Below are 20,919 nucleotides of genomic sequence, written 5' to 3' on the forward strand. Positions count from 1 at the left end.
CTCATTCAGGTTTGTGTTTGAGTTGGATTTTATTGGGAGTTTTTTGGGCGATTTGTGGTTTTTTTAATTTTTATTCATGGGGTTAGAGGGAGGCTTTATTTAGACTAAAAAATTCTGTTCGACGGTGCAGGTTCATTTCATCGGCATTCACCAAGTCATCGGGTGAGTGAAAGTTGAATCTTGGTATACACTGTCTGGTCATTTTTATGGCTAAATAGATTTTTGAGTGAATATGTTTCTAAGTTCTTATTTTAAAAAAGAAAATCAATCTGTATCTATCACTCCTCAGCAGGCGAGTGATTTTGCCAAAATCGTCGCGCAAGATTTTAATCCAATTCATGATGTTGCTGCCAAACGCTTTTGTGTTCCTGGCGACCTGTTATTCGCCTTAGTGCTTAATGAGTATGGTTTAAGCCAGAAAATGACCTTCAACTTTGCCGGTATGGTTGGCGATGGTGTCAAGTTGCAGTTTCCTGCAGCTGTTACTGAAGACTTTGATATCCGAGATGACAAAGATAAACGTTATCTGGAAGTACATCGAAGCGGTGATGTGCGTCAGTGCGAGACACAGATAGAGTCATTTATTCGTAAATATGTGGCGTTCTCAGGTCTTAATTTTATGCACATTTTGGTGCCTATGATGAAGCAGCAGCAGATGATGATTAACCCTGCTCGCCCCTTGGTGATCTACGAGAGCATGTCTTTTGATTTAACCACCCTAGATTTTAACGAGGTAAGCTTGTCTCTGGTTAAGCAAGAGCTAGCGATCGAAGGCAAACGCGGGGATGTGACGCTAACCTTTGAGCTACTCAGTGGTGATACCGTAGTCGGTACCGGGGTTAAAACCTTGGTCATGAGTGGTCTGCGCCCATACGAAGATGAGCCCGCGCAGAAGATGTTTGATGCCTATGAAAGCCGCAGAATCGCCTTCGGCTAAGTTAGCTTTTTATACGACTTGGTATTAAAACTGCGCTTTATATACCTGCTTTAAGCCACTTTAAGCTAACTTGCTTGAGTGGCTTTTATGTTTTTTAGCTTTGTAGTTTTAGAACAAAATAGCGCCAGCTTGATTTAAAAGCGCTCGAATGAACGGTTAACCTTAAAAATGTGACTAAGTTCACTTGATGCCAGCGCGCAGAGGGCGCATTCTACGTGTCCCAATCACTTGCTGACCCTAATGGTTAGACAAGGATAGGGATCCGTTCGGATGAAGGTAGCAGGAGAGTGGGGAGTAACCCCACACCGACGAGGCAACTTTGTTATTGCTAATCGCAGTTAACAAAGCACTCTTTCAGGTGCCACATAGTGGTGAGGACTGTTACTGGACGAGCCTCTGGAGAGACTGTGAGCAGCTAAGTGTTCGAAGCTTAATTGTCACACAGCGCCGAAGGCGAAAGTGTTTACTCTATACACTGAGTAAACGCGAAACGCTCAGGCAAAAGGACAGAGGAGAGGATGACTGTGTTGGTTAATATTAACCACATACACCAGTCACTGTCGTTTGTCGCTGCGCCTTTTTCTACCTAACTTACGTTTAGTAATGTTAGCTAGACTCAATTGCTCGTTGCAAACGCCTGTGATGTGCAACAGCCATTTCTTTTCCTCCTCCGATTATTAATAACTCTTATTTAGAGAGTTTTGTTGTTTAATACTCGAGGAATACCATGAATTTTCACGCGCTTTTAGCCGATATCAATGCCATAGTCTGGGGACCTGTTACCCTTTGCCTATTGGTCGGTACCGGTCTTTATCTCACAGTTCGACTCAAACTTATTCAAGTTTTTAAGCTGCCTATGGCGCTGGGTTTATTGTTTAAACCTGCAAGTGGTAAGGGCGACTTATCCTCTTTTGCTGCCTTATGTACCGCGCTATCGGCAACTATTGGTACCGGTAATATTGTTGGTGTGGCCACCGCGATTAAGATTGGCGGCCCCGGGGCACTTTTTTGGATGTGGCTTGCCGCCTTCTTTGGCATGGCAACCAAGTACGCCGAATGTATGCTGGCGGTGAAATACCGCACCACAGATGCAAAAGGTAATATCGCCGGTGGTCCAATGTACTATATCGAGCGTGGTCTCGGCCTTAAGTGGCTCGCTCAAATCTTCGCTATTTTCGGTGTGGGTGTCGCGTTTTTTGGTATTGGTACCTTTGCGCAAGTTAACGCGATTAGCGATGCCATGACGATAGCCTTTGACGTGCCAGCCTGGGTGACCGCGGTCGTTCTTACCTTAATGGTTGCAGCGGTGACATTGGGCGGTGTTAAGCGCATCGCGAACGTGGCGCAAAAGCTGGTGCCGACGATGGCTCTGGGATATGTACTTGCCTGCATGTGGGTGCTGTTTACCTTTTCAGATCAGATCATGCCAGCGTTTGAGTTAGTGATCCATTCAGCCTTTACGCCTATCTCGGCAGCGGGTGGCTTCCTTGGTGCAACCGTTGCGCAGGCGCTGCAAATTGGTATTGCTCGCGGCGTGTTCTCCAATGAGTCAGGCCTGGGGAGCGCACCGATTGCTGCTGCAGCGGCTAAGACCAACGAACCGGTTGAGCAAGGTCTGGTAAGCATGACGGGGACTTTCTTCGATACCATATTGATCTGTACCATGACAGGGCTTGTGCTGATCATTACCGGCGTATGGAGTGGTGATACCGCAGGTGCCGCTATGACCAGCGCGGCATTTGCAGCGGGAGGTTCGGCAATCGTAGGTCAATACGTGGTGACTATTGCGCTGGTTTGTTTTGCCTTTACCACCATTTTAGGTTGGCATTATTATGGCGAGCGCTGTTGGTATTACCTAACCGCTAGTCGTCTTGGTGAGAAGGGGGTTAAGCTTTATCAATTTACCTTTCTAGCCTTGATTGCTGGTGGTGCCTTTATTCACTTAGATCTTATCTGGATGCTGGCTGATACCGTTAACGGTTTAATGGCTATTCCCAACTTGATTGCAATTTTAGGTTTAAGACACGTGATCTTAAAAGAGACGCGCAAGTATTTTGCTAAGCAGCAAGCCTTAGCAACGCAAAGCTCGCTGGCTTAAGTGACTCGTACACTCAGTAATGCTTAGCGCTAACAAGAACAAAAAAGTGCTTAACTGCAGCGTTTTGTAAAGAGTTCAGTAATTTAGCCAAAGTCAAAATTCGAGCCCGTCTTATCATTGGTGAGACGGGTTTTTTATTGGTTGTCAGTTTAAGTTTCTCGCTAATGGCGTCGCTTGTTAACTGCCGATTGATTGAGCATCTAAATACCCAAAAATGGCGTATGATCTCGCTTCAGATACTTGGTCACAAAATTACAGCAAACCGCCTCTTTTGTCGCTTAGACACGATTGCCAAGCGCGGTGCTTTCCTTTAATTTAGTGACCATCAAAATTTTTTATAGCCCTAACATTAGACCTGACATTTTTAGCTTAATGTAAGCCCATAGCGCTTACCGTTACGGCTCTGTTTGGATTAAGGAATGCAATGCCAAGCTTAAATCGCATCATACTTATCGATACTCATCTACCTGGCGTGGTAGAACTGGCTCTGGATGGCCACACCAATATTTGCGGCACTAACGCATCGGGTAAAACTACCCTACAGCGGTTGGTACCGGTTTTTTATGGTGAATACCCGAGTCGAGTGGTGCCATCAACCCGTGACAGCTTTGAGCGCTGGTACTTGCCTCATGATTCAAGCTACATCATTTATGAATACATCAAGTCTGACGGCCTCGCTTATCAGGCTGTGCTCGCTTCTGCGGGTGATGGTAAAGGGGTTAATTACCGCTTTATTGCGAAGGGGTTTGAGCTTGAGGATTACATCAAGACAAAACAGGGGGATAGCATTCAGTGTTACACCATGGCTGAACTTGGCCGTGAGATGAAGCGCGCAGGTGTGGCGGTAACTAATCTGCTCAATACTCGCGAATATCGCGCCATTATCCAGAATGATCGCGCGCTATTAAGCACCGGCAGTAATCGCAATGAACTGCGCAACTATGCGCGCCAGTTCTCCTTGTGTGAAGCTGAGCATTCACTGCGCCATATCGAAAAACTGGCTAAAGCGGTGCACTCGAAAGAGGGCAAGATGGAAACGATCAAATCAATGATCGCAGCCATTTTAGAAGAGGACGGTGTTAATCCGCCTAGCTCTCGCCTTAATCCACAACGTGTTGAAGCGTGGATCCGTGAGAGTCAGCTTATCCAGGGGTTTGAGCAAATTCGCCCAGAGTTTGAAAAGCTGGAGCAAGAGTTTAACCAATTACTCAGTACCGAGCAGCGCCTAGCTAGCCTACGTCGTGGTTATAGCAAAGACGAAACCACAGAAATTGAGCGCCAGGAGCATCATCAAGACCTGTCTAAAGCTTTAAATGCTCAGTTGCGTCAGTTAGATGATGAGTGGAAAGAGCAGCGCGACGAACTTAACCTCGACTTGTCAGCCGCCAAAGGTGACGTGGCTAAGTGTGAGCATGAGCTGGACTCAATTGAAGATCAGCATGCTAACTTCCAAGACGCCGACATTGAACAAGCTAAGTTAGATTTAGAGCAGCTACCGAGCTGGCGCGGCAGTTTAGAGAACCTAAGCGAGCGTCATAAGTTACAAACTGAAAAGCATCAAGATATTGAGGCGGCTTATAACGCCCGTCGCAGCAAGATTGGCGAAGGCCTTAACCGTGAGCTAGAAAACTTGCATCAAGAGCAAGATAGCCTGCGAGAGTCGCGCGATAAGCAAAGAGAGGTGGGCCGCAGTGAGCTTGCTGAGCTTGAGCAAGAGTGGCGTGAATCGACCGAAAAAGGCCAGGCCCAATTTAGCGAGCAAGCCTACCAGCTCAAAGTCTCTGCTGCTGAGCTTAAGGTTCGCGTCGACAGCGTGACTTACTCAGAAGATGAAAAGCTTGCCCTTGCGGTATTTGATGAGCGCATATCTGGCGCGGATGAAAATCAAGAGGCCTGCAATGCTAAAGTCGATCGCCTATCGAGCGAGGAGCGTAAGCTTAGGGCCAAGCGCGATCAAGCCAACGAGAGCCTGCGTGTCGCCGGTATTCGAGTCACCGAGCGCCAAAGTGAGCTTGAAGAGCTGCAACATATTTTGTTCCCGCAGTCGCATACCTTGCTGGAGTTTTTACGTAAAGAAGCTAACGGCTGGGAAAACACCTTAGGTAAGGTGATTAACTCTGAGCTACTGCACCGTAGCGATCTACACCCAAGCCTAATTAGCGATAAGTTAAACAGCGACAACCTAGAAGCGCTATACGGCATTGCACTCGACTTAAAAGCTATCGACGCGCCAGAATATGCCGCTTCAGAGCAAGAGCTAAGAGTTAAGCACGCCGCTGCCGAAGAGATGTTAGCCAGCGCTAAAGAGCTGCAAGCGGAAGCGGAAGATATCTTAGTTGCTAGCAACACTGAGCTGGATAACCTGCTGCGCGAGCTAACGTTTGCCCGTACGGCTTATAAGAATAGCCGTGATGATCTGCGTCGCCTGTTTGATGACAAGCGCGCCGAGCAAGAAAAGATTAACCAAGCGCTGAATGAGCGCAAAGCAGCATCGCAAAAGCAACTTGCCCGTATCGATAGTGATATCAAGCAATTGCAAAGCCAGCAGCAGGAGTGGCTTGCAGAGCAAAAAGAGCAAGCGCTTGAAGCGCGCATGGAGAAAAATGCTTACTGGCAAGAAGTGGTTGGCGCATTAGACAATCAACTTGGGCAAGTGAAAGCCAATATTCAAAACCGCCGAGATCACGCTGCAAGCGAGCAAAAAGCCTGTGAGCAGTGGTACAAGAATGAGCTTAAGTCTCGTGGTGTCGACGAAGCCAAAATCGTTGCCCTAAAAGCGGAGATCCGCACGCTAGAAAGCAATATCAGTAAAGCCGAGCAGCGCCGTAGCGAAGTATTGCGTTACGAAGACTGGTATCAGCACACCTGGCTTAAACGTAAGCCAAAGCTACAATCTGAGCTGAGCAAAGTTAAACATGCCAGCCTAGATCTAGAGCAACAGCTAAAGAGTAAAGCTAACGAAGTTAAAGCTAAGCGTAACGAGCTAGATGGTGAGCGTAAGCGCTCTGATGCGGTGCAAATTGAAGCATCGGAGAACTTAACTAAACTGCGCAGCGTGATGCGTAAACTGAGCGAGCTTAAGCTACCGCCAAATAATGATGATGCACAGGGCAGCCTGTCTGAGCGTTTGCGTCAAGGTGAAGACCAACTGCTTAAGCGTGATTCTATGATGGGCTCAGTTAAGCAATATGTTGAGCACTTTGACTCAGTGATCGCCAGCAAATCAGGTTCAGGTTTATCAGAGACCTGGGAGCGCGCCCGTGAAGAATCAAGCTTTGTTAATGACAAAGGCATTCGCATTATCGATTACCGCAAGTTGGTGCCACAGCTGGAGCAGCTGCTGAACGTGATGGTGCCGCAATCGATTATGGCGCTACGCGAGCAAGGGCGAATTTTTGGTGTCGACTTAACGGCCTTCTACGATGTACTCGCCGATATCGACCGCCGTATCGCCTCACAAAGTGCGCGTATTACACGCGAGGTGGGTGAAGAACTGTTCCTTGACGGCGTATCAGAATCAGCCGTTAGAATTCGTTCACGCATTAGTGAGCTTGAGTTCTGGCCTGAGCTGGAGCAGTTTGTTAAGGCGTTTAAGCGCTGGAAAGCCGATGGCTTTAATGACTTACCGGGCGAGGATTACACCAACAGCATGCGCCGCGCGTTAGACATTATCGGCCGCGCAGCACTGTCAGGTGGCATTGCTAAGCTGCTAGAGATTGAATTGCGCCTAAAAGAGGGCAATAGCGATTTGATTATTCGAACCGACAGACAGCTAAATGAATCATCGAGTCACGGTATGGCTTACTTGATTTTGTGTAAGTTCTTACTGGCATTTACCCGTCTGCTTCGTGGCCGCGCCGAGGTGACCATTCACTGGCCGATTGATGAGCTAGGTACCTTGCACCACGGTAACGTGAAGAAGATTTTTGATGCCTGTGAGAACAACAACATCTCAGTACTGGGCGCGTTTCCGAACCCAGAGTCAGAGGTGTTGAGCCTGTTTGCTAACCGTTACATCATCAATAAACAAACTAAGAAACTGCAGGTGGTTAAGCCTCAAGTTAATCCTATCGCCGATAAACTTAATCAGCGACGCACTCAGGAGGCCGTGTAATGAGCCAAGTAACCGAAACCGCCATTGTAGGGGCTAGCGCCCTGATCGAGCGTTTACTTAAAGGTCAGTTTATCTGCCGCACCACTGATGAAGACGGTTGGCGCGCACTTAAAAGTCCGTCGACTCGTGAACATGTTGAAAACTACCTTAACCAGATCAACCGTACCATCGGCTCTGCCAGTGAAGGCGAAGTGTTTTTCTGTGGTTATCAGCAGCTAGGTGATAGCGAGCGTAAAGTCATTTCATCGCAGTTTAAAGATATCTGTAATGCGCTTATCCCGCTGGTGGAGTGGCTAGTGTTAGTGCAAGAGGGCAGTGGCCAAGACGCCCCGCTTTCTGAAGGTGTTGCGGTGCGTTTAACTGAGCTGCAAACCCGCATTGAAGACACGCCAGCATTTCGTGAGCAGTTAGCCAAAATCAGTCACTACCGCCTGTTTGGCTCTACCAGTACCAATGTAGATGCACAGATAAAGTTAGTGTTTAAGCGCTTGGTCGAGCTAGGTTATCTGACTCGCCCTAACAGTGAGAAGCAAATTTATATCGCCACTGGTAAGCTCGATTACCTGTATGAAGTGATCCGCTTTATCGATGAGACCGAAGGCTTAAGTCTTGAAGCGCAGGCCGAGACCGCAACGCAAAGGGATCTGATCTAATATGAGCAGTAACTTACACCAAGCTGGTGTTAAGCTGCTAAAACAGCTTGGACGCCATGCAGAGCTGGTGATGGACGTTTACTTGTCAGGCTCGGTCTCGATTGATGAGAGCAACGCTGGCGCCATCGATAAGCTACAGAAAAGCGATATCTTGTGGCGACCAGAGCCTGAGCAGGAGCTGCGCCTTAAGCGTTCGGTGCGAGCCTTGCTTGAGGAAGCCTTGAGCGATGAGCGTAATCGTCAGATTGACTCTAATGTTGGCTCGTCACTGGCGACCATTAAAACCTTGGCTGCTCACTATAAAGAGGCGCGTCATAATGTCGACTTTGCAGCTTCTGAGGCTTACCTTGCCGACTTAAGTGAACATGTTTACAGTTTTGCCGATGGTCTACGTTACTCAATTCGTGTGCTGTGGAGCCGCATCAACAACGAATTTGGCTATGTAGGCAGCATTAACGCGAAAATCCGCGAAAATGAGTTAGCTCAGAGCCAGGTATCTGAGCTGCTAAATGGCCTTGAGATGTTCCAGTTTAGTGAGCTCGGTGAGATCGCTGGTGATATTCGAGAGCTTAGAAAGCTGCTGGTTACCACCTTGCAAGAAACCTTAAGTGACTGTACTCAAGAGCTTAGTGTTGTGCAGGCACGTTTACTTGAATTGCTTGGGCGTTTTCGCCAAATTCGTGGCCGTACTCGATTGCTAAAAGGTTGGTTGTTGTATACCGACTTACACCCTGATTATCGCCCTGCAGATCACGTTAGCCACAAGCAGCTCCCGGCGTTGTTTAATATCGCTGAGCCACTTCTTGCGCCTGCGGCAGTAGATGTACAAAACCATAGCTTAGAGCCTGAGTTATTAGAGATCGTCTCAAATATTAAACGTATCGACCGCTTAAATGATGTTGGCGTTATGCGTGAGCAAGATGTCTCAGTAGATTTGACCCAGGTGGAAGATTTCGATATTCCCGATAACCCGCTCAAGATAGCGGTAGATGGCTATTTCTGTGCCGTAATCGACTCGGGCAAGAGCCAGTCAGCATTGGATTACCTCGATGAGCATGGTCTGCCTTGGGATAGAGAATCATGGTTGTATCAGGTGATCTGCGGTTATGAGGGCCTGCCAGAAGAGCATCGTAGCTACTTCGAGCTTGAGCATATCGGTGAGCCAGATCCTGTGTATAGCGGTAACTTCATCATTAAGGATGTGGAGCTGTGGTTGGCGTAATCGCCAGTCTAAATCAAGGCTAAAGCAAGCCTAATAGGCCGCAAAACAGCTTAATAAAAAGCACCTTTTAAGGTGCTTTTTTATGAGCATTAATCGGTGTTATTGTCTCGGGGTAGCGGCATCGTGCTGCGCGTGTGGTATTTTGTGGTTGATTACTCTTTCGCATGGCTTGTTGGTGACGTTTTTGACTATTCTGTTTTTAAGTTTCTGTGTGGAAAATGATGCGGATATGTTGCTGGTGTAAAAGTTGTGAAATTTAAGTCGTGTTTTATGGTTGGCAAAAAGCGTTGCTTATCAATGGTTTGGCTGCTATTGTGCTCAGTGGTTACCTGCCTGTATCAAAAACTTATTATGCCATTTTGATTGAAATTTTTGCCAGCATGTTTCACTATCCTTGGCACATAGAGATGAAAACCTATAATTCATCAAAATTGAAGGCAATAGAAGGCATGCGTTAAGACATGTCCTAATAAGGCAAGCAAATGACTAAATCACTTTCGACTCGGATCTTTATCGGTCTATTTTCAGGGCTAATTTTTGGCTCTATCATCCAATACTTCCTCGCTGATATCAGCTTATTCTCTGGCACTATCGTTGACTTGGCCTCAGGCGCAGGCACCATGTTCGTTAATATGATCATGATGCTAGTGGTACCGTTAGTGTTCGTCAGTATCGTTTGCGGTGTGTGCGAGCTTAAGGATCTCAACAGCTTCGGCCGCCTAGGCGGTAAAACATTCGGTTTTTACATCATCAATACTCTAGTGGCTATTGTCGCGGCATTAGGGGTGGCGTTATTGCTTGCTCCTGGTAAAGGCGTCGATATGTCCAGTGGCGGCGGTGTCGATATTGTCGCCACTGAGCTACCTAACCTTGTAGATTTAGTGGTGAGCATAGTGCCGAGCAACCCCGTTGCGGCATTTAGCTCGGGTAACATGCTACAGGTTATCTTTATGGCGCTGCTACTTGGTGGCGTGATTAAATCCTTAGGCGATGCGGCGCAAAGCGCGGTAAATGGCTTTCAAGTTGCTAACAAGATCATGATGAAGTTGATTAGCGTCGTGATGCAATTAGCCCCTATCGGTGTGTTTGCCTTGATGTTAAAGCTTGGTGCAACACTAGAAGCGGCGATATTTGGCAGTGTGGTTGAATATCTGGCGTTGATCTTAGGCTTATTGTTGTTGTGGATTTTCGTAGTGTATCCATTTGCCGTTGGCATGTTCACACAAGTTTCAGCAAAAGAGTTTCGCGCTAAGACCCGCGAGCAAATTTTGTTTTCACTGTCGACAGCGAGCTCAAATGCCACTATCCCAGTGACCATGCGTACGCTTACCGAAAAGCTGGGTGTGAGCCGCGCAGTGGCAGGCTTTGGTGTACCTCTCGGCGCAACCATGAACATGGGCGGCGTGTCGATTTATATCACGATTGCTATCTTCTTTGTGGCTAATGCGTTCGGCGCACCAATTTCAATGGAGCAGCTACCAGCATTGATGTTCAGTGTTTTCTTACTGTCAGTTGGCGCAGGTGGCGTACCCGGTGGCGGCATGGTGATGATTGGTGTGCTTATTCACCAAATGGGCCTTCCCGTAGAAGCCTTCGCCATTGTGGCAGCGCTTGACCGATTAATTGATATGGTACTGACATCGTGTAACGTAGTGGGTGACACTGCTGTACTCACCATTGTTGATGAAACGGAAAAGGGCTGTGACGCTAAGTTAGCAGCGCAGGCTCAAGCCCAAGCTTCGCTTTAACCACCATTGATTATTGCTAGCGATTACGAGTGAATGGTTAATTGTGAATGGCTAGTCGTGATTGATTAATAGTAATGGTTAACGCGAACGACTAGCGCAATGGTTAAAGATCAACAAGGCTAGTTATTAAAGGTAAAATACGTTAGTTATTAAAGATAAAAATGCCAGCAACTTGCTGGCATTTTTGTTTTCTATTTCTTACTTCTTACTTCTTACTTCTTATTTCTTGCTTACTTTTCTTTAGTGATGCGCCGGCTTAGCGCGCTTTGGCTGATGCCAAGCATTTGCGCCGCTGCAGTTTGATTGTTAGCGGTGCGGTTCAAGGCTTCGTGAATTAACGCATCGCTCATCTGTGCTAATGTCGGCAAATTCTTAGGGAAGATAAACTGGTCGCTATCAGACGTATTAGCCGGTTTGCTGAGGTTCATTGCTTCCATAAACGGGGTGATATTAAGAGAGATCCCGTCACTGCGACTGACAGCATCAAACACCATGCCTTTAAGCTCATGCAAGTTGCCAGGAAAATCGTATTCCGATAACTGCTGCGCCAGTGAGCTGGGTTGTTGCGGCTCTGAAAGCCCCATATCCTTCGCTGCTAAGCTAATAAAGTGATTGATAAGCATAGATAGATCTAGCTTACGCTGTCTCAATGGTGGCAGTTTGATTGTGTGTGATCGTAGGCGATATAAAAGATCACTTCTAAATTTCCCCGCTTGATTAAGTGCAAGCAGATCATGCTGGGTCGAGGTAATGATTTTACACATTACCGGATAGGCTCTGTCGCTACCGATTGGGTAATACTGTTTATGCTCAATCACATCCACAAGTTTAGCTTGAGCTTCAATTGGCAAGTCACCAATTTCATTTAAATAGAGTAAGCCCGTTTGCACCTGGTGCAATACCCCCGCTTGAGCACTGATCTGGCCATCGTCCTGAGTATGAATTTGGCCAAATAACTGCAGCTCAAAGGCTGAGGTGCTAATACCGGCTAAGTTGACGTTAATAAACGGCGCATCAGCACAAATAAGCTGATGGCACGATTTGGCAAATTCATCTTTACCTGTGCCACTTTCACCCTGAATTAAAATCGGTTCAGGGCTTAAGGCGACCGCCTCAAGATAGCGGAATTGGTCAAGCAGCGCTGGCTCGCAGGTGAGAATATTATTAAACACCTCGGGACGATTTAAGGTGCGGCTTAAAAAGCTTTCTTTAATCCTTAAGTAGTTCCGCTCAAGGCCAACCACTTCTAATGCGCGGCGCACTGTGCGGGCAAGGTCGTCGACGTTATCGGTTTTAATAAAGTAGTCATACGCGCCGTTTTTAATGCAGCGCACGGCAGTGTCAACTTCGTTCACACCTGTGACTATCAACACTCGTGTTTTAGGAAACTCGCTACGGATCATCTCTAGTAAGTCTTCGCCGGAGTGAAATGGCATGGTCAGATCGAGCAGCACAAGGGCGTAGTCACCGGTCTGCAATCGACTCATCACCTGGCGGCTATCGACGCAGGTATCAATTTTCGCTTCCGGTACTAAGCGATTAAGCGTGATAGAAAGCGTTCTAAGCCAAGAGGCTTCATCGTCAACAAGAAGAATATTTCTAGCAAGTTTCATTTGATACCAATCCTATTAAATATCTGTTCTAGAGCCCAGTGGCTTTCAATTCAAGGTGTATTGATGAAGAAATTAGTACTCCAACGGAAAGCGAATTTTAATCTCAGTCCCTTCGCCAAGACGTGAACTGAACTGCATGTCGGCCTTGTGTTCTTTGATGATGCGGCTGCACACCGATAAGCCCAGTCCAGTGCCACCACTTGAGCGGCGGGTGGTAAAGAAGGGCTCGGTAATTCTTTGTAATGTTGCTCTATCCATACCGACTCCTTTATCGCTAATGACAAGGCAGATATGGCTCTGCTCTACACAGGTTTTGATATCGATGTGATTGCCGCATTCATAGCACTCTGCGTCCTGCCTTATGGCATGACAGGCATTCTGGATAAGATTAATCAGCACTTGATGTAGCTGCTGGGCATCACCCATAACAACAGGTGAGGGAGTTAGCAGGTCGGTAGTGACATTAAATATCTTAGTCTGGTTGGCTGTAAGGCGCAGCGATACCGCTACTACTTCATTAAGGCTAATTGGCTGATATTCGTTGGCTAGGCTCGGTAAGGCATAACGTTTGAGATCGTTAACAATGCGACTTATCCGCTCTGCTCCCTCGTGAATAGACTGGCCACTTAACTCAAGTTCGCCCATTGCAGAGTCTGGAGGCAAGCCTGCCACTGTCCAAAACGGGTTCTGCTTCTGATAATGGTTGCTGGCCTCAGAAAGATCCTTTAGCGCGTCATTAATAAAGGCGATAGCGTGGACGATAATCCCGGTAGGATTATTAATTTCGTGGGCAATACCCGCCGACAGTTCACCGAGGGATGCCAGGCGGCTGGCTTCATCATTAGCTTGGCGTAGCCTATGCTGCTCAGTGGCTTCCTCTAGCAGAATTACCACCTGTAGTTTGCTGATAGGGTGTAACTGCAACTGCCAATACTGGTTGTTGATCTGCATATCTGCGGTTTGCGATTTTTGCTCAGCTAGTGCGCCAGATAGCGCATGGCTCAAGTTAAAGGTTTCGCCATCAATGTAGTGAAACTCAGAGTTTGTCAGTAGGTCGTTATTATTGTCATTACTCCATAAGCATTCGCCGTCTTGGTTAAACAGAGTCACACCATGGGGAATGCCGTCGAGCACTGACTGGAACTGTTTCGATAGGCTAGATATGGCTAACTCGGCTTTTTTGCGCTGGGCTAGCTCTTTTTTAAGCGCCTTAGAACGCTTACGTAGGCTGAGACTGATAAAGCCGGTGAGTAGCATACCGACGGCAGAGAGCAAGCTGACAAAGATGGCTAACGATAACATTCTTTTTTGAGCGGAGTTCAGATCAACTTTCTCGCGGCCAGTACCAAACCACTTATTGACTAAGCGGTCGTACTCACCCGATAGCTTTAATTGTCTGAGGGCATCATTTATCTGAGCCATCAGCGCATCATTCTTATGGTTACTCACAAAGTTGAAGGCGCCATAAATAAGCGGATCACTTGAGCTACGGACTGATGGATACAGTGGCATTAAACGTCTAGCCACGAAGTTCTCAGCGATGACTACATCGACTTCACCTTTTATCAGCTTTTGAAAGCCGGTTTCATACAGGTCGACATCGACGCGGGTAAAGTCCTGCTTTTTTCCTGAAATATACACATCGACAAACGCACCTTTTTTAATGGCGACACGTTTACCTACTAGATCAGCCCAGCCATTAATAAATGACTTACCTTGCAGGGTATACGCTTTGGCATGGGTAGCGTAAATAGGGTCTGACTGGCTCAACTCTCTGTCGATGCTAATCGGGCTCACAACCGCAATCACATCAATTAATGAATCTGGATTATGTACATCATTGAGCAGTTGTTGAAAGCTTTTGCGGCGGGTGACAATGCGTTTACCTGTGAGCTGGCCGATGCGGTCCATTAACTCAAGATTAAAGCCTTGGTCGACACCGTTGTTACGCCACTCTAGCGGCGCAGTTTTTGAATGAACCCCAAAGACGATGTTTTGCTTAAGGTGTGGCTCTTCAGCATGCAACGGCTGCGAGAGTGCTAATATGTAGAGAGTGCAAAGACTGCAAACTAAGTTAACAAATGTTTTCATATTTGAATCTTAGCATGAGCTTATGCAGCATAACTGTGCGGGGTTTCTCGCTTTTAAAGCAATACGTACTGGCTTTAAGTGCTACCGAACCCTTGGTTTATCAGGTTTTTATCATTGTAAGCATCTTTAGCTTTTGAGTTTGGCCGGTTTGTGATCTTGTTAACCTAGTCTTATGCATTTTTGCATAACTGCCTATCAGGTTATGCATGTTTGCATGGCCGCTTTTACAAGCTGTGATCGAGTGTTCAGTTTCTCTAGCTACTTGGTACATGCAGTTGATGCCTTAACGCAATAGGCAGACAATTACCTCGAATTGAGTATTTAAGACAGCGTTTATGACTGTCGTATATAACGTGATAGCTTTTTGCGCTGCTAAGAACAGCAATAAAAAGGCGAGGAAATGAGATGAAAAACTTTAAAAAAGCAGTGTGTATTGCAACACTTCTCGGCTCAGCAGGCTTTATGTCTAACGCCATTGCGGCAGACAACTTGGCAGAATTCCACGGTGAAAACCAAGAGTGTGATAGCTGCCACATGCCAGATGGTGAGCTTTCAAACGACAGCTTAACTTACGAGAATGAACAGTGTGTAGCTTGCCACGGTACACTCGCTGAAGTTGCTGAAGAAACTAAACATGAGCACTACAATGCCCATGACTCTCATTTCCCTGGCGAAGTGGCTTGTACTTCTTGTCACAGCGCTCACGAAAAATCGATGGTCTACTGTGACTCTTGCCATAGCTTCGACTTTGACATGCCTTACACTAAGAAGTGGGAACGTCATGAGCCAAGCATCGATGAGTTATTAAAAGACACTGAAGATCGTCAAGCAGCCCTTGCTGCAGCACCACGTGACACCGTTGATGTCGTTGTTGTCGGTTCAGGTGGCGCAGGTTTCTCTGCAGCGGTATCTGCAGTTGATCACGGCGCTAAAGTGATTCTAATTGAAAAAGAACCTGTTATTGGCGGTAACGCTAAGCTTGCAGCAGGTGGCATGAACGCCGCTTGGACTGATCAGCAAAAAGCCAAAGGCATTAAAGATAGTGTTGAGTCTATGTACAAAGACACTATGAAAGGTGGTCGTGACCTAAACGAGCCAGAGCTAGTTGAAGTACTCACTTCACACTCTAAAGGTTCTGTTGATTGGTTAACCGCAATGGGCGCAGATCTTAACGACGTAGGTCGTATGGGCGGCGCATCAGCCAACCGTTCACACCGTCCAACAGGTGGTGCAGGTGTGGGGGCTCACGTAATCCAAGTACTTTACGATAACGCGGTTAAGCGTGACGTTGATATGCGTATGAACACCCGTGGTATCGAAATTCTTAAAGACGATAAAGGCAATGTTAAAGGCCTACTCGTTAAAGGTATGTACAAAGGTTACTACTGGATTAAAGCTGACGCAGTTATCCTAGCAACAGGTGGTTTTGCTAAGAACAACGAGCGTGTATCAAAACTTGATCCTAAGTTAAAAGGCTTCATCTCAACTAACCAACCTGGTGCCACAGGTGACGGTATCGACGTAGCAGGTAATGCAGGCGCGGCGATGACAGATCTACAATACATCCAGGCTCACCCAACATTATCTGTTAAAGGTGGTGTGATGGTTACTGAAGCGGTTCGTGGTAACGGCGCAATCTTGGTTAACCGTGAAGGTAAGCGCTTCGTCAACGAAATCACCACACGTGATAAGGCTTCTGCAGCGATTTTGAACCAAACAGGCAAATCAGCCTTCCTAATCTTTGATGACTCAGTACGTAAGTCGCTAAGTAAGATTGATAAGTACATCGGTCTAGGTGTTGTACCAAGTGCTGACTCGCTAGTTAAACTAGGTGAGCAGACAGGTATTGACGGTAAGAACCTAACTGAAGCTGTTGCACGCTACAACACACTTGTTAAGAGCGGTAAGGATGCAGACTTTGAACGTCCTAACCTACCTCGTGCTCTTAACGAAGGTAACTACTACGCAATCGAAGTGACTCCTGGTGTTCACCACACTATGGGCGGCGTGAAGATTGACTCTAAAGCTGAAATCATGAACGCGAAGCAGCAAGTTATCCCAGGTCTATATGGCGCAGGTGAAGTAACTGGTGGTGTTCACGGTGCTAACCGTCTAGGTGGTAACGCTATCTCTGATATCGTCACCTTCGGTAGAATGGCTGGTGAGAATGCAGCGGCTTATTCTAAAAAGAATTAGTCGAAAAAGAGCTAACTTTTCGAAATGTTAGTTTGATAAAGGCTAGCTCCAGAGTTTCTCTCTAAGTTAACCTTTAAATTGAAAGCCTTCATCTTATAGATGGAGGCTTTTTTGTTTGTGCAACTTTTGTGTTTAGTTGCTTAGTTGCTTAGTTGCTTAATGTTTAATGCAATCAAACTTCGTTTGATAAAGGTCGTGGCGTTGCACATTGGTAAGGCATCAGGCTGAGCCTGATGCATTTAAAGCTCGGGTGCGGGCGAAGCGCCGCGACGTTAGTTGTTAGACGAAGTCTAACTTAAAAGTCAGGCGCCGCCTGATAGCGATAAGCCCCAGCGCCAGAGCTAGGCGCAAAAAAAAGCACAACCCTACTAACATAGGATTGCGCTTTTTCTTCGGCTTTTGCTAGAACCTAGGACCTATCTCAACCCCTAGGACCTATCTTATTACCTATACAGCAGGTTCTTCGCTGTAATCAATACCGTGGTATTCAAGACAAGCATCAACTTCATTGGCTGAGCCTAAGATAACCGCTACACGTTGGTGAATCTCAGTTGGCTCAATATCCATAATGGTTTCATAACCCGTAGACGCTTTACCGCCTGCTTGCTCTACCAAGAATGCCATTGGGTTAGCTTCGTACATTAAACGCAGCTTGTATGGCTTTTCTGGGTTCTTATTATCTGTCGGATAAGTGAAAATACCGCCGCGACAAAGTACGCGGTGTACGTCGCCAACCATGGCTGCAATCCAGCGCATGTTAAATGACTTTTCACGTGGGCCAATTTGACCTAGCAGCAAGTCGCTGATGTAAGTCTGCATTGGCGCTTCCCAGAAGCGTTGGTTTGACATGTTAATCGCAAACTCGCCAGTGTCTTTGCTGATAGCCATTGCGCCATCTGTTAGCAAAAACTCGTTAGTTTCTGGGTTTAGGGTAAATAGCTGTACGCCTTGACCAGTCGTTAATGCCAACATGGTTGATGGACCGTATAGCACATAACCCGCCGCAACCTGGTTACGACCTGCTTGCAAGAAACTTTTTTCAGTTAGCTCGCCAGCAGGGGCTGGCAATACAGAGAAGATAGTACCTACAAGCGAGTTGATATCGATGTTAGAAGAGCCATCTAGTGGGTCAAAACATACTAGGAACTCGCCGTTAGCATCGGCTTCAACCACGTAGTCTTCTTCTTCCGATGCGATACCACGCACTGTGCCGTCGGCCTTTAGGGCATCTTTGAGCATATCATTGGTGATGATATCGAGTTTCTTCTGAGTCTCGCCTTGAACGTTTTCTTGTTCTGTTGCGCCTAACACGCCTGCTAGTGCGCCGTGGCGTACTGCGTGGCTAATCTCTTTAGAGGTGTTAGCTAGGGTAAGGATAAGTTTTTCAAGAGTAGGAGAAATTGCTTGTGATGTCAGGTTTTCAGCCAGAGTTTGCATCTTGTTTCCTATACAATTTTACGTGAGTAAATTGAGTTTGAGGTCAGGACAAAAGTGTATTCTTTATTATTGTGGCGATGATACCTCAGTGCGCTAGTTTTTTCAGCCGTAAAGATTGGCTTTCTGCTTGATTGCTCTCAAGTAGGACTAAAGCAGGGTTTGAGTGCATAGTTTTTGTTTTGCTAATGATTAAGGCACAATGTAGGCGAATTTTCAGTCTAACTTTCAATTTGGAACGACTGAATAAGATTTCGCGATTAATCCAGGGAATAATAATGAAAAAGAATTGGATGAGTTTACTGCTAGCCTCTTTGCCTTTGGTGCTGAGCTCTACAGCAACTGCTCAAGCATCATCACTCCCCGGTGGCACCGAGCCACTCACTATCGAGCGTATGTACGCATCTCCTGCTCTTGCTGGCAGCAGCCCACGCGGGCTAAAGCTGTCACCAGATGGTAAGCGTGTTACCTATCTTGCTGGACGCAAAGACAATCAACATTTGTATGACTTATGGCAGATGGACGTAGCAAGCGGCAAGCAAAGCGTATTGATTGATGCTGATAAGCTTGAAGCGGGTGAATTGTCTGACGAAGAAAAGGCGCGCCGTGAGCGTCAGCGTATTTATGGTCAGGGGATCATGGAATACTTTTGGTCTGACGATGGTGAGGCGATTTTAATTCCCGCTGCGGGCTTGCTGTACTACTACTCGGTCAATGACAACAAGGTAAAACTGCTTGAAACGGGTGAGGGCTTTGCGACTGATGCGAGACTCTCGCCTAAAGGGCATTTTGTGTCGTTTGTGCGTGAGCAAAACTTGTATGTGTTGGACTTAAAAACGCAAAAGATCACCGCGCTGACTACCGATGGCGGCGGCGCGATTAAAAATGCCATGGCCGAATTTGTAGCTCAAGAAGAGATGGGCAGAATGACGGGTTACTGGTGGGCGCCCGATGAGTCTGCGATTGCCTATACCCGTATCGACGAGTCAGGTGTTGAGTTGGTGACTCGCAACGAAATTTATGCCGATGGAATTAAGCTGACCGAGCAGCGTTATCCCTATGCCGGTGAAAATAACGTTAGCGTTGAGCTGGGCGTCGTATCACTTAACAGTAAAAAAGTGGCTTGGATTGATTTAGGTAAAGACACTGATATTTACCTGCCGCGAGTAAAATGGTTACCTGACAGTAAGCACTTGTCTTATCAGTGGCAGAGCCGCGATCAGCAAGCGTTAGATCTGCGCGTGGTGGCGATTGATGACATTAAAAACGATAAAGAATTAGTTAACGAACGCAGTGAAGCTTGGGTAAATCTTAATGACGACCTGCACTTTTTAAAGCAGCAAGATGCGTTTATCTGGGCGTCTGAGCGAGACGGTTTTAATCATCTGTATTTGATTGGTCTAGATGGCAAGGTTATTCGCCAGCTAACCTCTGGTGATTGGGCGGTCGATGCGGTTGAATATGTTGACGAAAAAGCTGGAGATATCTACTTCACCGGTCGCAAGACTAAGGTCACCGAGAAGCAACTTTATCGCGTGGCACTCAGTGGTGGCAAGGTTGAAAGCATCAGCCAGCGTAGCGGTATGCACGAGGCGGTATTTGCCGACAATAAACCAGTGTACCTCGATTATTTTAGTAGTCTTTCACAGCCGCCACAGGTGAGCCTGCACGACCGTAGCGGTGAGCGCCTAGCCTGGGTTGAGCAAAACGAAGTTAAAAAGGGTCACCCGCTATATAACTACTTTGGTTTATGGCAGGTACCTGAATTTGGTGAACTAAAGGCTGAAGATGGCCAGATGTTGCAATACCGATTGTATAAACCGACGAACTTTGATGCATCGAAGAAGTATCCTGTGGTGGTGCGCGTTTATGGCGGCCCACATGCGCAGCTGGTGGTGAACAGCTGGAGTCATCAAGACTACTTTACTCAGCACCTGTTGCAACAAGGCTATATTGTTTATCAGCTCGATAACCGTGGCTCGGCGCACCGTGGCACCAAGTTTGAATATGTGATTTATAAGCAGCTTGGTGAGGTAGAGGTTAACGATCAGAAGGTGGGCGTGGATTACCTACGTACTTTGCCTTTCGTCGATTCTGATAATATCGCAATCTATGGCCATAGCTATGGCGGTTATATGGCGTTAATGAGCCTATTTAAGGCGCCGGATTACTTTAAGGCGGCTATTTCAGGTGCGCCAGTATCAGACTGGTCACTTTACGATACTCACTACACTGAGCGTTACTTAGGCCACCCTGAGACGAATGCTGAAGGTTATGAGGCCAGCAGTGTGCTGCCGTATGTGACCGGCTATCAGTCAGGTTTGCTGATGTACCATGGTATGGCTGATGATAATGTCTTATTTGAGAACAGTACGCGCGTGTATAAGGCGCTGCAGGATGAGGGGAAGTTGTTTCAGATGATCGACTATCCAGGCTCTAAGCACTCGATGCGCGGTGAGAAGGTGAGGGTACATCTATATCGCTCATTAGCAGACTTTTTAGACCGTCAACTAAAGTAATTGGTTTGTTCTTGATTATTAAGTGTAAAGCGTAGTGGTGATTAATTATTAATGATCATTGCTACGTTTTTAATAATGATGAATTTTAAATTAAATATGATTAATAGTTAGCTTAGATGCTGAATGATGGCGCAATAGTATTTGTACAATTTATGCCAACCGATGGAATAGCTCCAATTGGCTACTACTTTGTAGGTAGTTAATTGTTGGGGGGATGCTTTGTTATTATTCGAAAAATAATCTTGAGCCTCAATTAAACTCAATTTTATTTAAGTAGATACTCTAATTATTGGA

General features: G+C 46.6%; 11 protein-coding genes and 1 riboswitch. Of the genes, 8 read left to right on the forward strand and 3 right to left on the reverse strand.

What is annotated here, in order from left to right:
- Positions 1–232: 232 nt before the first annotated feature.
- The 6 genes from ACVBIU_RS04285 to ACVBIU_RS04310 all read left to right on the forward strand — a co-directional run bounded on the left by ACVBIU_RS04285 (position 233) and on the right by ACVBIU_RS04310 (position 10,772).
- On the forward strand, positions 233–937 hold the full coding sequence (locus tag ACVBIU_RS04285; protein WP_447163163.1) for a DUF3581 domain-containing protein: 705 nt from the start codon (positions 233–235) through the stop codon (positions 935–937).
- 386 nt (positions 938–1,323) lie between these two features.
- Positions 1,324–1,457: riboswitch (glycine riboswitch) on the forward strand.
- 207 nt (positions 1,458–1,664) lie between these two features.
- The gene (locus ACVBIU_RS04290; RefSeq protein ID WP_447163164.1) at positions 1,665–3,035 is read left to right on the forward strand and encodes an alanine/glycine:cation symporter family protein; all 1,371 of its coding nucleotides are present in this window, start codon (positions 1,665–1,667) and stop codon (positions 3,033–3,035) included.
- 424 nt (positions 3,036–3,459) lie between these two features.
- Positions 3,460–7,149, forward strand: coding sequence for an ATP-binding protein (locus ACVBIU_RS04295; protein ID WP_447160958.1), 3,690 nt, complete (start codon positions 3,460–3,462; stop codon positions 7,147–7,149).
- The gene (locus tag ACVBIU_RS04300; RefSeq protein ID WP_447163165.1) at positions 7,149–7,802 is read left to right on the forward strand and encodes a hypothetical protein; all 654 of its coding nucleotides are present in this window, start codon (positions 7,149–7,151) and stop codon (positions 7,800–7,802) included. The genes ACVBIU_RS04295 and ACVBIU_RS04300 overlap by 1 nt, the downstream gene beginning before the upstream one ends.
- Position 7,803: 1 nt before the next feature.
- Entirely contained in the window at positions 7,804–9,024 is a 1,221-nt protein-coding gene (locus ACVBIU_RS04305; RefSeq protein WP_447160960.1) for a phosphoenolpyruvate carboxylase, read from the forward strand.
- 482 nt (positions 9,025–9,506) lie between these two features.
- The gene (locus tag ACVBIU_RS04310; RefSeq protein WP_447163166.1) at positions 9,507–10,772 is read left to right on the forward strand and encodes a dicarboxylate/amino acid:cation symporter; all 1,266 of its coding nucleotides are present in this window, start codon (positions 9,507–9,509) and stop codon (positions 10,770–10,772) included.
- A 230-nt stretch (positions 10,773–11,002) separates the two neighbouring features.
- On the opposite strand, the gene ACVBIU_RS04315 is transcribed toward ACVBIU_RS04310, so the two are convergent.
- Together ACVBIU_RS04315 and ACVBIU_RS04320 are read right to left on the reverse strand one after the other, a co-directional pair.
- Positions 11,003–12,385 (reverse strand): sigma-54-dependent transcriptional regulator, encoded by a 1,383-nt coding sequence (locus tag ACVBIU_RS04315; protein WP_447160962.1) that lies wholly within the window; start codon positions 12,383–12,385, stop codon positions 11,003–11,005.
- Between the two features lie 72 nt (positions 12,386–12,457).
- Positions 12,458–14,476 carry an ATP-binding protein gene (locus ACVBIU_RS04320; protein WP_447163167.1) on the reverse strand — a complete coding sequence of 673 codons (2,019 nt, stop codon included), beginning with the start codon at positions 14,474–14,476 and terminating at the stop codon, positions 12,458–12,460.
- A gap of 405 nt (positions 14,477–14,881) precedes the next feature.
- On the opposite strand from ACVBIU_RS04320, the gene ACVBIU_RS04325 reads away from it, so the two are divergent.
- Positions 14,882–16,672 (forward strand): flavocytochrome c, encoded by a 1,791-nt coding sequence (locus ACVBIU_RS04325; RefSeq protein ID WP_447160964.1) that lies wholly within the window; start codon positions 14,882–14,884, stop codon positions 16,670–16,672.
- Between the two features lie 447 nt (positions 16,673–17,119).
- Here the strand turns inward: ACVBIU_RS04325 and ACVBIU_RS04330 are convergent, their stop codons facing one another.
- Positions 17,120–18,109: a class 1 fructose-bisphosphatase gene (locus ACVBIU_RS04330; protein ID WP_447163168.1), complete on the reverse strand. Its 990-nt coding sequence runs from the start codon at positions 18,107–18,109 to the stop codon at positions 17,120–17,122.
- A gap of 275 nt (positions 18,110–18,384) precedes the next feature.
- Here ACVBIU_RS04330 and ACVBIU_RS04335 point away from each other — a divergent pair, with 275 nt between their 5' ends.
- Positions 18,385–20,625, forward strand: a complete 2,241-nt coding sequence (locus ACVBIU_RS04335; RefSeq protein WP_447163169.1) for a DPP IV N-terminal domain-containing protein — start codon at positions 18,385–18,387, stop codon at positions 20,623–20,625.
- Positions 20,626–20,919: the final 294 nt, after the last annotated feature.

Source organism: Shewanella sp. 30m-14, from assembly GCF_052977125.1.